Genomic DNA, 15,204 nt, shown 5'->3' with positions numbered 1-15,204 from the left:
CTCGTAACATTTTCTGCTTTTAATTTATTTTTATTGATAATAAATACTTTAATCATTGTAATGTACCAAAGGAACCACAAACAACAATATTATAAAGTAACAAGCAGAAACCCAAAACAATATATTGACATTATTACTAATCTTAACTAATAAATCATTAATGAATAGAGATATACTTACTAAAATTTCGGCAACAAACGACACAACAGACAACATTATAGATTTATTATTTTCTCCATATATAGCTAAATTGCTTGTGGCAGAAATTTGCCCTGACATTATACCCATTATTAACTCTATTATTAAAAACAGTATTAATAAAATATATTTATCAGTTAACATTCCGCTTAAAATAAGCGCTACCATTATACATAATGTATTAACTAAAAGTAACCTTTTTAGTGATGTATTTATAATGATTTTACTAAAAATAATTGTACCCAGAATAAATGCACACATAAACAGAGTATATACTACAGTTAAATTAAAGTGTAAATTTTTTACATATATAATTGACCAATATATTAAAACAAATTGTGTGCCACAATCATATCCTATGTTTAATAGCAGCAATATCCAAAACTTACGGTTTTTAATAAAAGATAGTAACTTAATGAAACTATACTCATTAACCTTTTTTGCATATGTTTTAGATTTATTATCTGAAAAATTCATATATTTAATAAGTGAATACATACCAATAGGATATAGAAATAATCCTATTGTAGAAAACCATATTGGTAGCGAATGATTTACATCAAAAAGCCACGTACCAATATTTCCTCCTACTAAAACTGTAATATTTAAAACTATTACTTGCATACCCATTAACTTTTTATCAGGTTCTATACTATATTCTTCTTGCAATTCAGTGATATATGCTAACAATGTCCCTGAATTAAGTGCTAATCCTATTCCATAAATAAATTCAGCACATGAAAATGATAAATAACTTCTGAACAACACTAATAATAAAAAACTGAAACTAATAATACAGGATGAAAGTGTTAGAACCTTAAGTCTACCAAATTTATCTGATATATACCCTGCAGGTAACATTCCTAACATTATTCCAATATTTTGAAAAGACTTTATTGAACCAATCTGTGCATCAGAAATTCCAGAAGTTGAATAAAAGATAGTAAAAACACCAGACATAGTTGATCTAAATAAAGTAAAGTAACCAGTAAGTATAAGAAATATAACGGATATTCTAAATAAATACTTTTTTTCCATATAACTCACATCCTATTTAATTTTTAATATTACATTTGTTTTTCTGTTAATTATTATTAATTTTGATATATTAAAAAATTATAATATATCTGAAACTTGAAAGCTATAAATTACACCTTGTGGATCACATGATGAAGTAGTTAATAACTATGCATCCCGACACTACTATGCAGCTTTATCTAATAGTGAATATCATATTCTTGAAAATGGTAACCACAACATGGATCAAGCTAGAGACCAAGTAAATAAGCTAACAATGGATTTTTTAATGAAATAATTTTTTATATATAAAAACAAATACCATATTGAATCATCATCAAATTCAATATGGTATTTATCTTTAAGTATTATATTTCAAAACTATCTCACCATTGCGGGACGCTTAGGATCAAATTTCCAACCAGGAATATAATATTGCATCCCCTTAGCATCATCACGTGCGCCACAATTATTATCAATGTATAACTTATTAGCCTTCTTAACTGCATCAAGATCCACTTCAACACCTAAACCTTCATTAGTCTTAGGTACAGTTAATTCACCATTTTCAATCTTGTATGGATTCTTAGTTAAGTATTGACCATCTTGCCAAATCCAGTGAGTATCAACATCATAGATCTTACCCGGTGCAGCTGCAGCAGTATTAGCAACCATTGCAAGTGAAATATCAAAGTGATTATTTGAGTGAACACCCCAATTAAGGTTAAACTCATTGCAAAGTTGTGCAACCCGTGTAGCTCCTTCCATAGTCCAGAAGTGAGGATCTGCTAGTGGAATTGAAATTGAATTAAGCTGCAAAGCATGATTCATTTGACGCCAATCAGTATCAACCATATTAGTGGCTACCGGCATATGGGTTATTCTAGAGAATTCAGCTAATACTTCTCTTCCTGAGAATCCATCTTCAGCGCCACATGGATCCTCAATGTAGAACAAATCATCTTTCATCTCTTCTGCATAGTGCAGAGCTTGCTTTAATGACCAGCCACCATTAGGATCTAGGTCTAAACGTGCATCAGGAAAGGCTTCATGTAGTGCCTTAATAGCTTTAACTTCTTCTTCACCGTCAAAGACGCCACCCTTTAACTTAAATGTCTTAAAGCCGTATCTTTCATAGGCTGCTTGAGCTTCTTCAACAATGGATTCTGGTGTCATATGTGGCTTTCTACGAGTCTTGCCCCAGTCATCAGAATTATCATCATTAGTAATATAAGGTAAGTCGGTCTTAGAAGAATCACCAACATAGAACAAGTATCCTAAGACGCCAACCTTTTCACGTTGTTGTCCATCACCAAGTAAAGCAGCCACTGGAACATGCAGGTGCTTACCTAAAAGGTCTAAGTAACAAGTTTCGACAGCAGTTACTGCATGAACTAGAGTACGCTCATCATAAGTTTGATTGCCGCGTCCTCCTTTATCAATACCGGCAAACTTCTCACGAATCTTCTTTAAGACATTCTTGAATTCACCAATAGATGAACCAATAATAAATTCTTTTGATTCCTCAATAATCTTAGTAATCTTTGGACCGCCAGGAACTTCACTGACCCCCATCTTTCCTTCGTCAGTCCACATAATAGTTACATTTCTTGTGAAGAATGGACCGTGTGCTCCTGATAGATTAAGCAACATACTATCGTAACCTGCTACTGGATATACTTCCATCTTTTCAATTTTTGGAATTGACATATAGTTTACCTCTCTTTTCATATTAACCGCTTTCATTATAAGGATAATGTGAATATATTCACAGATACCAGATAATACATGACATGAACTATATGTTGCTGTATTCTAAAATAAAATACCAACTCAGGAAGTGTAAAATCAAAATGGATATCGATAAATTAAAAACTTTTCTTACTATTGTTAAATACGGTAGCTTTAGAGCTGCTGCAGAAAAATTATTTTTATCACCTCGTGCAGTTTCTAAGCAAATCAATCAAATGGAATCCGAGCTTGGCGTCAAGCTTTTTGACAGAAAAAATAATCGAACTGATATTACAAGTGCTGGAAAAAGTTTCGCAGTTACAGCCCAAGATATTATCAATACGTACAACAATGCAGTAACTCAACTCAAATTAAAGGAAAATAGCACAATTCAAAAGTTGTTTGTTGGGATTTCTTCTCCTAGCCAAGTAACAATCTTACAAACAACTTTAGTTGACTTTTTAGAAAAAAATCCACAAATTCAGCTTGAAATAAAACAAGAAAGTGGCCAAAGACTAAAGTCCCTAGTTAAAAATTCGATTTTAGACTACTGTATTACTCCATCTTATGATATAAATGATAATCCACAAACTGAATCCCTGGCTAAAATAGACCTTTACGTAGGTGAGCTTTATATAGGGATTAGTAAAATCAATCCTTTAAGTAAGCAAGAATCTATCAGCTTGTCTCAGATTAAGGATTACAAGCTATTATATTATTCACCATTTGGATCAAGTTTTCTTAAGCAGACTTTTTCAGCTAAGTTTTCTGGGTTACTATCAGCTAATCAAATGCATCCAGTATCTACTCTTGAGCAAAGAAATCTCATGGTAGCATTAAATCAAGGTATAGGGTTATTCCCAAGTGTTTTAAAAGATGAAAACGAGATCCAGAATCCAATGATTAATTTCTTACCTATTAGTGATGATTGCAATAAGTATTATTCATCTGCTATTTGGTATAATCCTCATAACTCTAATCCTGTCTTAAAAAAGTTAATCCAACACATTGAGAGCATAAAAAAGCATTAAGCTTCAGTATTCACTACAACTTCTGAAAGCTTAATGCTTTTTATTCTTTGATTACTTTAAGAAATCAGTTGCTTCAAGAACACGTACACAAGCATCATGCTTAATACCTGTTTGGGCTACTGATAAGTAACCTGTTTCAGTATCTCGCTTAAATAAAATTAAATCATGCGTCATTTGATTAGCACAAAGAAGATAATCACCATTCTTACTTAGGTCAAAGTCACGTGGTGACATTCCCTCAGTTTTGATAGTTTGGATTTTTTCAAGATGGCGACCATTATCTATTACCCTATATACAGCGAGAGAGTCATGGCCACGGTTTGAAGAATAGACAAATTTTCCATCTGCCGAAACACGAATACCTGCTGATTGATTATGCCCAGCATAACCTTCAGGAATGTTAGAATAATTAGCTACTCTATCTAAATGCCCTGTCTTCGGATCATAATGTACTACCGCAGTCTTGCTACCAACTTCACACAATACATAAATATAATTATTAGTATTCTCGTTAAATGCCAATTGACGTGGTCCAAATCCTGCTTCTACTTCATAATCTTCAACTAATGTAAGACTGGCGTCATCATTTACATCATAGACAAATAATCTATCATGTCCTAAAGAACACACAATTAAACGTCCATCAGGAAGCAATCGAGTATAGTGAATATGGGCAGCATCTTGAACAGCCTTAGGTCCTCTGCCTTCAATTGGATAACGATGTGAATCAATAAATTGATAGTTATCATCAAGCTTCCAAGTCAAGATTGCATTAGTATTATAGTTCGCAGCAAATACCATCTTACGCTTATCATCTAAGTATACATATGATGGAACTGTATACTTTAGTTCATTCCAATAAAATAACTTATCAAAGTAATTATAAGCTTCATAAGAGCCCTTAGAAGATTGATCAAGCATAGACTCAGATATTAACTTACCCTTACCAGTCTTAGGATCAATATCAAAGATCGCTACACCACCTGTTTTGTCATCTTTAGTAACTACTGCAGCTAGCTTATGATCTTTAATTGAATAATTGAAGAAGGCAGGATTTTCCGCTTTGGTAACTAGATCAATGCTGGTAATTTTGCCTTTTTCAGTATCTAAAGTTGCTTGATAGATACCCTCTGACTTATTTGGATTTCCTTGAGTATAGCTATCAGCAGTGTAACCACCTAATAAAAATTTATCAATCATTATAATAAACCTCCCTATAAATTTAATCAGTAACCGTTGCAATCTTGCATTGCTTAATAACTTCTGGCTTCAATTCCTGACCAATGCCCGGACGATCAGGGACATGCACCTTACCGTTAACCGGAATTAAGTCATCATATACAGCTGCAGCTCTATCCTTCTTGTATTGGGCACGTTGATATACTTCATGAATGAAGAAGTTCGGAATTACAGCTTCAACTTGCAGTGCCGCAGCAATAGCAATCGGTGATCCACAAACATGCACTTGGGCATTAATGTCATAAGTATATGCCATATCACAGATCTTCTTAGTTTCAGTGATACCACCAGCCAAGGTTAAGTCAGGTTGGACAATATCTAAAGAACGATCTTCAAACATCTGTCTAAATCCCCAGCGAGTAAAGGTCCTCTCTCCACCTGCAACTGGCATTGGCACTTCTTGATGAACTATCTTGTAAAAGTCTGAGTTCATTGGATCAACCGGTTCTTCATAGTACAAAATATCTAATGGTTCAAATGCCTTAGCCATCTTTATCGCAGAAGTAGTGTCTGAATTAGCATGCATATCCAAAATTATGTCAAAATCTGGACCTACTGCATCCCTAATGGCCTTAATCCTGTCATAAGCTACCCTAATGACACTTTCATTAACGGGTCCTTTAGTCTTCCAAGTCATATTAGGATCTGTCGCCCACATAATCGGATCAAACTTTAAGCAATCATATCCTTCATCCTTTACCTTGCGAGCAACTTCCGCATAATCTTGCGGTGTTGATAACTTCAACTTATCCGGATCTGGCTCTTCACCCCAATTATATTGAAGCTGACTAGCATATGAACGTAAATTATCATTAGTCTTGCCGCCCAATAATTGATATACCGGTGCATTAAAATACTTACCCTTAATATCCCAGAGTGCAATATCAATTGCGCTGATGGCAGCATTAGGAATTACTCCACCAGCAATTCCCCAATAGGTTGTTCTTTGTAGTTTATCCCAGATCTTTTCAATTTTCATCGGATCTTCGCCAATAATAGTATGTGCAAAGTCTTGCACCATACCAAAGCCTGCACGCCAGCCCTTACCATAAGCCAAGCCAGCTTCACCGAAGCCTGAAATTCCTTTATCTGTGTTAATTCTCACCACTATTGGTGCCCATTCTTCCTTTGAGCCTGATCCATTACCATCAAAGCTAACGTCAGGACTAGGGACCTTCATGACGTCTATACTTGTAATTTTCATATAAGCCTCCAACATTATTTACAGCTATCTTGTAAGCGCTTATACGCTTCAAATATGTTCTAAGCCTATTTTCAATAAATTAACAGTAACTAAAGGTTCATGTGGCGTACATTTTAAACACTATATATTTGTGAAAAAAATAACTATTATAAAAGCGAAAAGTTAATGATAGCGATTACAAAAAAAGCTACTAAAGCTCAGGAGGATATTATGAAGAAAGTTTTATTAAGTGAAAAAATCGACGATGCTGGTATTAACTTATTAAAAGAAAACAATTTTGAAGTAACCGTAGCCCCAGCTACTGATGTTGAGAGCATGAAGCATGCCATCTCAGATGCATATGCAGTAATTATGCGCTCTTCTGAACTCCCCGAAGAAGTTATCAAAGCTGGTAAGGAACTAAAAATAATCTCTCGTAACGGTACAGGTATTAATAACGTTGACGTTGATGCAGCTACAAAGCAAGGCGTTTTAGTTGCTAAAGTCAACGGTGCCAATGCCAATGCCGTTGCTGAATATGTCATAACAGTTATGCTAAATCTTTCACGTAATATTTCTAAGGATTCTAGCATGCTTAAAGAAAAAAGAAATGAACTCAAAGATGATGGTTCACTTCCTAACTTTTCAAGTAAATATCAATTAAATGGCAATGAATTAAAAGGCAAAACACTAGCAATCTTAGGTTTAGGTCATATTGGTAGAATCTTAGCCAATTACGCTGAAGTATTTGGTATGAAAGTAATTGGATACGATCCTTATCTAAAGCAAGATCAAGTTAAGTGGCAATTATATGATAATCTTGATGATATTTATCCTGTTGCCGATTTCCTATCAGTTAATATGCCACTAACTGATGAAACTAAAAATATGATCACTCTAGACAAGTTGAAACTTATGAAGTCCAATGCCATTGTAATAAACTCAGCACGTGGCGGAATTATCAATGAAAGCGACTTAGCACAAGCGTTGAATGAAGGAATAATTAGAGCGGCTGCTGTAGATTCATTTAACCCTGAACCCCCTGCTCCAGATAATCCATTATTTACTGCCAAAAATATTATCCTTACCTCACACATGGCAGGAACTACGGTTGAGGCTAATGCAGCTTTAGGTGAAGGTGCTGCCCAAGCAATTATTGATTTCTCAAATGGCAAAATGCCTCAGTTCCCTGTAAATCCTGAGGTCTTTGATAAGTAGGTGTTAATTAAAATGAAAAAACATACAAAACTAATAGCAGGGATTATAGGCATTATTTTAGGAATTATTATTGCCTTCTGCATTCCTAACCCTCAAGGCTTATCTCATAAGGGAATGGTAGTGTTAGCTTCATTAGTTACAGCTAATGTTTTTTGGATATTTAATGTTATTCCTAGCTTCGTAACTGGATTATTGATGCTTTGTTCATGGGTAGTTTTAGGTGCTGTAGATTTTCCGACGGCATTTAATATCTTTTCTGGAACTACGATGTGGATTATTATCGGTGGCTTAGCACTTGGGGCTGCAGCTATCAAGACTGGATTAATTAAGAGAATTGCTTACAAGATTATGTCCTGGTTCCCTGCTAACTTCAGTGGACAGGTCCTAGCTTTATTTACTGCTGGTACAATTATTTCTCCAATGATTCCTAGTGCACACCCCAAGACTGCAATGAGTACTCCTATTGCCAAAGGGCTAAGTGATGCATTAGGATATAAGGAACATTCAAAGGCTAGCTCAGGATTATTCTTAGCTGCTATTTGGGGATTCTTAGTTATGGAAGCTAGTTTTTTAAGTGCAACAGCACAAAACTACGCCTTTAAAGGCTTAATACCAGTCAAGTATCAAGCTGTTTTAAATTGGGGTAATTGGTTCCTAATGATGCTTCCTTGGACAATTGTTACCTTAGTATGTGGATATTTCTTATTAAGATTTTTATTTAAGCCTAAAGACGATAAGACTATTTCCAAGAGCTTTATTCATAAGCAGCTACAAGACATGGGAACAATGTCTCGCAATGAAAAAATCACAGGAATTGTTATTCTAATTGCAATTATCTTTTGGATTTTAGAATCAATTGTTAAAATTCCAGCTGCTGTTACTGCACTAATTGCTGTCAGCGTATTAATAAGTCTTAAAGTATTGACTCCCCAAGATTTTAAGACAAGAATAGCATGGAACACGATAATCTTTATCGGTAGCGTTATGGCATTAGGAAACGTTATGCAAACAGTTGGTCTAACTACTTGGCTTAGGATAATTCTTAAACCTGTTATTAATCCGATTTTAGGCAATGTTTGGATTACTGTCATAGCTCTACCAATCCTCATCTACCTCTGCAAATTTGCGGTCGTATCTCTCATTTCAACTGGAACCTTAATATTAGTAGCACTCCTGCCATTCTTTTCAACTATGAGCTTTAACCCAGCACTCTTAGTTTTAATTGTCACTACTAGTGTTAATATTTGGATGTTCTCTTACATGGATGCACCATTTATTACAGGTGAAGCTGCGGTCAACAGCTCGATGACAACTGCTAGCGCTTTAGCAAAATCATCATTTGGCTATATGATTATTAACATTATCGGTTTACTCTTATGTGTTCCAGTATGGCAATTAATGGGACTAGCATAATTTAATTGTGAATATACTAAAAGCTACAGAACTATTACTTTTTATTAAATGTAATAATTCTGTAGCTTTTTTGAATTTTAATTGAATATCTTATTCAATACGTGTCCTAACGGTAAAGTATCCTTCATTAGAATTATTTTCAGCGACAAGATAGCCGTAAGAACTATCATCGCCCCAAAGTAGCCACTGAGCATTAGTACCTTTAGTGCCCGCAATTCTGAACCAGCGCTGAGTTGCGTCACCTTCACCAGTAGTTTTAGTAGCATCTACCTTAATCTTCTTGTCTTGTTCAACTGACTTAGTAGTTTGTTCTAAATTATTGTTGTAGATGAATAAGTCACTCTTTGGAATTACATAAGTTGACCCGCCATCACGGAATACAGCGTGACCATTGATTACACCAACATTAATTGCCTTAATATAAGCACCCTTGCCTAAATAGTAATAATCTTGACCCTTAATCTTGTAGTTCTTAACACTATATTTCTTATTACCAGCCCAGTAATAATAGTCATCGCTACTGGTTTTATCTCTCTTCTTACCAGAATAATTTACCAAATCGTACTTGAGCAACTTGCTCTTACCGTTGTAAGTAGTACGTTGACCATTCTTGTTGTAAACATAGGTATTAGCGTTTAATTTCAAAACGCCCTTACCATCCATATTATTAACATTATCAGTATTAATGTAGTAGCTATTGCCAATATTTAAATATGAATTTGGTTGATAAATATACCTCTTACCAACATAGTTAACCGTAGAATTCTTAGCATAGTAAGCTTTTTGACCACGATAAGTTAATAAACGTTTACCGTCCTTGTCATAAACATAAGAATTCTTAATTGTAGCAAACTCACCGCTCTTCGAGCTATATGAGCCAATATTACTCCATTTAATGTAACCGCCATCGCCTAAATCAGCGTATCTGCTTCCCTTAATAATTGCTTGTGGCATACCAAAAACAAAAGCATACGCATAATCTTTGGCACCATTGGCGACTATAGGACCGCCATAATACTTAGCTGCTTTATTAAAATTAAAATCTGGTTGTTTTTCTAAAGCGACACCATTTTTATTGTAAATAATAGTTGGATCATAATCTTTTACAAAATTAATCTTACCTTTTAAGGATGTAGCGGCTTGCACTGTTGAGTCTTGTGAAGTAAAGTGTGATTCAGTCAATATAGCGGGGCTTACAAACATAGCAGCAAGTGCTACTATAGAAATTTTTTTATTAAATTTCATTTTATCCTCCTCATTTCTAATGCTTGTTAAATATATTATAAAACAAAAAAGATACTGCCAACAATCATTAGCAATATCTTCAAATCTAGCTTATTTATGTAAAGCAAAGTAGTCTTGTACAATTGCCTTAGCCATTTGTAAGGTATATGAACCTTCCTTTTCTGGATCAAGCCCTGGGAAGATAACCGCAAAGGCAATCTTAGGCTTATTAGAAGGAGCATAACCAACAAATGAAGCGTTGATAACCTCTGGCGCATTCGGATTACCCGGATTATCTTCATCATAGTAGAAGGTTTCGGCAGTACCAGACTTACCAGAGATTGATGGCTTAACATCCTTTAACTTGTGAGCAGTCCCCCAGCTATTAGTACCATGAACGACACGATAGAATCCTTGGTGAATAACATCAAGTTCATCACTTGTCCAAGGAATTCTCATCTGAACTGTTGGCTTAGTGTTGTACAAGATTGATACCTTATTGCCTTCAGAATTAGTTTCACCAACTGACTGTACAATATACGGCTTCATCCGATAACCGCCATTAGCAATTGTTGAAACATACTGTACTAGCTGAATTGGAGTATAAGCATCGTAGTTACCATATGACAAGTCAAGTACCGAACCAGTAAGTAGTTGACCACTAGAATTATATGATCTACCAGTAATACCAGATACTTCACCTGGTAGGTCAACACCTGTCTTTTGTCCTAAGCCAAACATTGCAAAATTGCGTCTTAATATCTTAAAGGCATCATCTGGCATAGAAATATATGTCTTAGGTACATACTTAGCTTTAAGCCAATTCATAGCCAAGTGCATCATGTAGATGTTACTTGATACTTCTAGAGCTGTTGGCGCATCTAGAGCGCTGAAAGTTCCAACTGGATAAACAGATTTCTTAATTGGTGAACCTGGCAAATAAATAGGCGTATCAGGAAGAGTATTGCTAGTCGGTGTAATGACCTTATTCATCAATCCGCCAGCAACCATTGCTCCCTTAACAACAGACCCCATTACAAAGGAACGATTAATGACACCTAGAGCATCGTCAGTGTTCTTATTAGTCTTAGGATTGTGGTTAATACCGGCAATTGCAAGTAGAGCTCCTGTATTAGGATTCATAACTACTGCATAAGCACCATTAGAATATTGAGTAGCTCCAGCAGCTTGGGCCGAAGCGTAGGTAGTCTGAAGAGCCTTAGTTATTTCTTGTTGATACTTGGCATTCAAAGTTAAGATAAGGCTTGCGCCACTCTCACCCTTGTAGACTGTCTTAGTCTGTTCAATGCTACTATCTTTCTTATTCTCAGAGACAACCTCTGACTGCGATTTAGTTCCCTTAAGAAGTGGTTCATATTCTTGCTCCAAATAACTCGTACCAACACGATCATTACGTGAATAACCTTGAGTTAAATAGTATTGCAAGTTGTCACTTGGCAGCCCTGACTTCTCAGATGATACAGATCCGATAATACTCTGGATTGATTTACCATGTGGATAATTCCTAGCCCAGTCAGTACCAATACCTACACCAGGTAACTCTGACAAGTGCTCCCCTACGGTGGCCATTTCCTGGTTAGTTAAATTCTTATTCTTAATATAAATTGTAGATAACTGATAAGCACCAGAAATCTTATTAAAGATTAAGGCTGCCGTCTTTTGCTTCTTAGTGAAATGAAGATTCTCCTTGGCTAAGTTCTTCAGAATGTTATTATTAATTTCAGAATCACTTAATTCATTGCCATCCTTATCATAGCGTTGAGAACGTGGCAACTTAGCCAATTCCTTATTAGATACCTTACTATCAGCTAAATAATAGTCATAAAGTTGACGTTTGGTAGGTTTTTCATCATTTAAGGTAATATAATTACTCAAGCGAGTTGCTATTGTATAAATTTGGCTAGAAGTTGCACTTGCGCCCTTAGTATAAGTAATGGCATTATTAGCCTTGTTACCTACTAAAATCTTCCCCGTTGAATCATACATGACACCACGAGGAACGTTATTAGTGATAACTTGTTGATCGGTCTTCTGTACCTCAGACTTAAATCGTCCACCGTAGATTAACTGCAAGTAGACCAGTTGACCTATTAACACCAAAAACAAAGCTAAGATAACGCCTAAAATTATCTTCATTCTTAGAGGCGTTGATGCAGCTTTCCTATTAGAACTGTTATTATTATTTAGATAGTTCAAATTTCCTGACCTCACTTAAAACTAGAATAAATTTTAGCAAAAAATAGCCAAAAATTCTATTCTTAATGTTAGAGTAATAGTAATCTTAATGATTACTTACAGAAAGAAGAAAAAATGTCCAAAACTCGTCAAAAAATACTCTTTATCCTTTCGTTTTTACTACCAAGTATAATTTTCTTTTCTTATTTTGCTTATCGTGGACTAGAAATATTAACAGTCGACTTAGGCCAACAGTATGTAGATTTTTTAGCGTATTATCGCGACAATCTATTCACTAATCCATTAAAGTTAATCTATAGCCTTGCTAAGGGACTAGGTGGCTCCATGATTGGAACCGATGCTTACTATCTCAATAGTCCACTTAACTTAATATTATTTCTATTTCCTAAAAAATTGCTCCCTGAAGCAATTTTAGGTTTGATTTCAATTAAGATAGGCTTGATTGGACTTAGCAGCTACTATATCTGGCAAAAGTTATTCACCAACTATCATAAGACAATTGCCTTAGCTGCTAGTCTTGCTTATGCTCTTTGCGGTTATGTAATTGCTAATAATTTGAATTTAATGTGGCTAGATACCTTAATTCTACTGCCACTATTAATTAACTGCATTAATCAGATACTTACTAGTCAGAACAGTAAGTGGCTAATTTTAGTTACCTTCTTACTTTGGTTTACTAATTTTTATACCGGATTTATGGCTCTTTTATTCGGCTTACTCTACTTCATTGTTCAATTATTCAGCAAGCGCTATGTTCATCCTGCTAACTTAATCAAGATTTACCTTACGAAAAGTATAATTGCTAGTTTTTTAGTTAGTTTTATCTTAGTGCCAACTTTTTTTGAATTATTACAGGGTAAGGTCCATGGTAGTAGTAACTTTAATTTTAAGTTTCAGTTTTTGCCCTGGAATATTTTCAATAAATTTGAAATTGGCAGCTACAACTTCAACGAGATGGAGAGTGGTATGCCTAATATCTATTTCACTTCTCTACTCTTACTTATCTGTCTAACGTATTTTTTGAGTAATAAGGTAGCTATCAGGGCTAAGATTGCTAATTTCATTTTATTAATATTTCTCTGCTTATCTTTTAGCTTTAATCCATTAGTCTTACTTTGGCATATGGGGCAGTTCCCTGTTTGGTATCCGGGAAGGTTTAGTTTTGTTTTTGTTTTCTTTGCGCTTAACTTAACTATTCAAGTTCTAAGCCAGCAAGAATCCTTTTCTCTCTTTCAAAAGCTACTGACTATTATTGTCGCAATTAGCTTAAGTGGATTCTTCTATCTCAATTATGAACGTTATAGCTTTATGGACCAGACTAAGCTTGAGCTTTCACTAATATTTATTATATGTGACTTATTATTAATTATCTTCTATCGCTATAAGTGGGCACCAATCTTCATTTTAGGATTAGCTGGCATAGAAGTGGTGGTTAACTTAATGTTCAGCCTAGATAATATTACTTACCAACATAATTATTCTTACACTAATACTACTCAAGCCTTTAAACAAGCAAGTCATTACGTAAACACCCATAATACAAGCCTATTTCGGATTGAAAAGAACTTCGACCGTTCTGAAAACGATGCCCTAAGTCAGGACTATAACGGCGTCGGACATTTCAATTCTATTTCCGATTGGCAGACACTTCAATTTATTGACAAAATTGGTCTAAAGAATAATGACAATTCATTTTCTAATGCTTATTCAACACTAGCAACTGATGCCATACTAGGGATTAAGTATTATTTCATCCCCGCTCCCGGCTTTCGGACTCTTCCAATCAAGCAGCAAATTAACTTAACCGAGGTTTACTGGCGCCCAGACTTAGATAAAGACAAAATTATTAAACAATCTAAGCAAGTCCAGATCCGAAAGAATGATGCAGCTTTACCGCTAATCTTTAAACTCAACTCTGCTAAAGGCCTATCCTTAAAATCAGGTGACCCCGTTGGCAACCAGACCCGAATTTTACAAAATATCTTAGGCACTAAGCAAAAATTCTTCACCGCTTTTGACTTGCCTGATAATCCTGAAGTTCATAATGTAGACGCCTGGCCAGGTGGCTGGCGACAATATGACCGCATTAATAAGAATAAAGATAGTACTATTTCCTTTGTATTCAAGCCTAACACTAATGATCCTTACTATTTCGAATTGCCAAGCGACGTTGATAGCGACTCTGCTAGTATGTATGTTAATGGTAATTCCGTTGACACCGAGAACTTGGGGACTTCTTCTAAGTTGATTAACTTCGCTTCTAATAGTAAAGGGCAAACTATTCATATTAACTTTATTCTTCATACTTCATCTATTAACCTGACTAATGCTAAAATCTGGCGTCTGAATACAACTAAACTTCAATCAGCACTAAAAGATTATAATAAAGACCAGCCCGTCACTTATCAAACCTCACCATTATCGCTAAAACTAACAGTAAACAACTCTAACAATTCTAATCAGCGACTTGCTTCTACTATCCCATTCTCTAATAATTGGTTGATCTTCGATAACGGTCACCTAGTTAAGAAGCAATTATGGGCTAGCACATTTCTTAGCTTTAAATTAAGGCCAGGCATTCATCATATTAACTTGATCTATATTCCTTTCGCCTTCTTAACTGGATTGTTAATTTCGATAGTTGTGCTTATCTTATTAGTCATTATTCATCGAAAAAATCGTCCTCATGAAAAATAATTTAACAAGATCACTAAATAATCAACTCTACTTTAT

Annotated in this window: 10 protein-coding genes; 4 read left to right on the top strand and 6 right to left on the bottom strand. The window is 35.0% G+C overall.

The features are described from left to right. Positions 1-48: 48 nt before the first annotated feature. Both J2Z60_RS00160 and J2Z60_RS00155 read right to left on the bottom strand, forming a co-directional pair. A complete protein-coding gene (locus J2Z60_RS00160) occupies positions 49-1,236 on the bottom strand; it encodes an MFS transporter (RefSeq protein WP_209685130.1) in 1,188 nt (395 codons plus the stop codon). Positions 1,237-1,596: 360 nt separating this feature from the next. Continuing rightward, complete coding sequence (locus tag J2Z60_RS00155; RefSeq protein WP_209685127.1) at positions 1,597-2,925, bottom strand: enolase C-terminal domain-like protein; 1,329 nt, start codon at positions 2,923-2,925, stop codon at positions 1,597-1,599. A 143-nt stretch (positions 2,926-3,068) separates the two neighbouring features. Here J2Z60_RS00155 and J2Z60_RS00150 point away from each other — a divergent pair, with 143 nt between their 5' ends. Next, positions 3,069-3,977, top strand: coding sequence for a LysR family transcriptional regulator (locus tag J2Z60_RS00150; protein WP_209685125.1), 909 nt, complete (start codon positions 3,069-3,071; stop codon positions 3,975-3,977). A 51-nt stretch (positions 3,978-4,028) separates the two neighbouring features. Here J2Z60_RS00150 and J2Z60_RS00145 read toward each other — a convergent pair whose 3' ends face one another. Both J2Z60_RS00145 and J2Z60_RS00140 read right to left on the bottom strand, forming a co-directional pair. Next, entirely contained in the window at positions 4,029-5,177 is a 1,149-nt protein-coding gene (locus J2Z60_RS00145; RefSeq protein ID WP_209685122.1) for a lactonase family protein, read from the bottom strand. 22 nt (positions 5,178-5,199) lie between these two features. After that, positions 5,200-6,420 (bottom strand): mandelate racemase/muconate lactonizing enzyme family protein, encoded by a 1,221-nt coding sequence (locus J2Z60_RS00140; protein ID WP_209685119.1) that lies wholly within the window; start codon positions 6,418-6,420, stop codon positions 5,200-5,202. A gap of 210 nt (positions 6,421-6,630) precedes the next feature. Between J2Z60_RS00140 and J2Z60_RS00135 the strand changes: the two genes are divergently transcribed. Together J2Z60_RS00135 and J2Z60_RS00130 are read left to right on the top strand one after the other, a co-directional pair. Further along, a complete protein-coding gene (locus tag J2Z60_RS00135) occupies positions 6,631-7,617 on the top strand; it encodes a hydroxyacid dehydrogenase (protein ID WP_209685116.1) in 987 nt (328 codons plus the stop codon). Between the two features lie 12 nt (positions 7,618-7,629). Further along, complete coding sequence (locus J2Z60_RS00130; RefSeq protein WP_209685113.1) at positions 7,630-9,030, top strand: SLC13 family permease; 1,401 nt, start codon at positions 7,630-7,632, stop codon at positions 9,028-9,030. Between the two features lie 90 nt (positions 9,031-9,120). Here the strand turns inward: J2Z60_RS00130 and J2Z60_RS00125 are convergent, their stop codons facing one another. Both J2Z60_RS00125 and J2Z60_RS00120 read right to left on the bottom strand, forming a co-directional pair. After that, positions 9,121-10,275: an SLAP domain-containing protein gene (locus J2Z60_RS00125; RefSeq protein ID WP_209685111.1), complete on the bottom strand. Its 1,155-nt coding sequence runs from the start codon at positions 10,273-10,275 to the stop codon at positions 9,121-9,123. Positions 10,276-10,365: 90 nt separating this feature from the next. Then, positions 10,366-12,471 carry a peptidoglycan D,D-transpeptidase FtsI family protein gene (locus tag J2Z60_RS00120; protein WP_209685109.1) on the bottom strand — a complete coding sequence of 702 codons (2,106 nt, stop codon included), beginning with the start codon at positions 12,469-12,471 and terminating at the stop codon, positions 10,366-10,368. A gap of 114 nt (positions 12,472-12,585) precedes the next feature. Between J2Z60_RS00120 and J2Z60_RS00115 the strand changes: the two genes are divergently transcribed. Next, positions 12,586-15,168 carry a YfhO family protein gene (locus J2Z60_RS00115; protein ID WP_209685106.1) on the top strand — a complete coding sequence of 861 codons (2,583 nt, stop codon included), beginning with the start codon at positions 12,586-12,588 and terminating at the stop codon, positions 15,166-15,168. Positions 15,169-15,204: the final 36 nt, after the last annotated feature.

Source organism: Lactobacillus colini (genome assembly GCF_017874575.1).
GTDB lineage: Bacteria > Bacillota > Bacilli > Lactobacillales > Lactobacillaceae > Lactobacillus > Lactobacillus colini.
Note: the sequence above shows the minus strand (reverse complement) of the source record. Positions and strands in the feature narration are given on the sequence as shown.

Bases quoted from the DNA above. Each gene is read 5' to 3' on its own strand.
- J2Z60_RS00160 (WP_209685130.1), bottom strand. From the start codon at position 1,236: ATGGAAAAAAAGTATTTATTTAGAATATCCGTTATATTTCTTATACTT.
- J2Z60_RS00155 (WP_209685127.1), bottom strand. From the start codon at position 2,925: ATGTCAATTCCAAAAATTGAAAAGATGGAAGTATATCCAGTAGCAGGT.
- J2Z60_RS00150 (WP_209685125.1), top strand. From the start codon at position 3,069: ATGGATATCGATAAATTAAAAACTTTTCTTACTATTGTTAAATACGGT.
- J2Z60_RS00145 (WP_209685122.1), bottom strand. From the start codon at position 5,177: ATGATTGATAAATTTTTATTAGGTGGTTACACTGCTGATAGCTATACT.
- J2Z60_RS00140 (WP_209685119.1), bottom strand. From the start codon at position 6,420: ATGAAAATTACAAGTATAGACGTCATGAAGGTCCCTAGTCCTGACGTT.
- J2Z60_RS00135 (WP_209685116.1), top strand. From the start codon at position 6,631: ATGAAGAAAGTTTTATTAAGTGAAAAAATCGACGATGCTGGTATTAAC.
- J2Z60_RS00130 (WP_209685113.1), top strand. From the start codon at position 7,630: ATGAAAAAACATACAAAACTAATAGCAGGGATTATAGGCATTATTTTA.
- J2Z60_RS00125 (WP_209685111.1), bottom strand. From the start codon at position 10,275: ATGAAATTTAATAAAAAAATTTCTATAGTAGCACTTGCTGCTATGTTT.
- J2Z60_RS00115 (WP_209685106.1), top strand. From the start codon at position 12,586: ATGTCCAAAACTCGTCAAAAAATACTCTTTATCCTTTCGTTTTTACTA.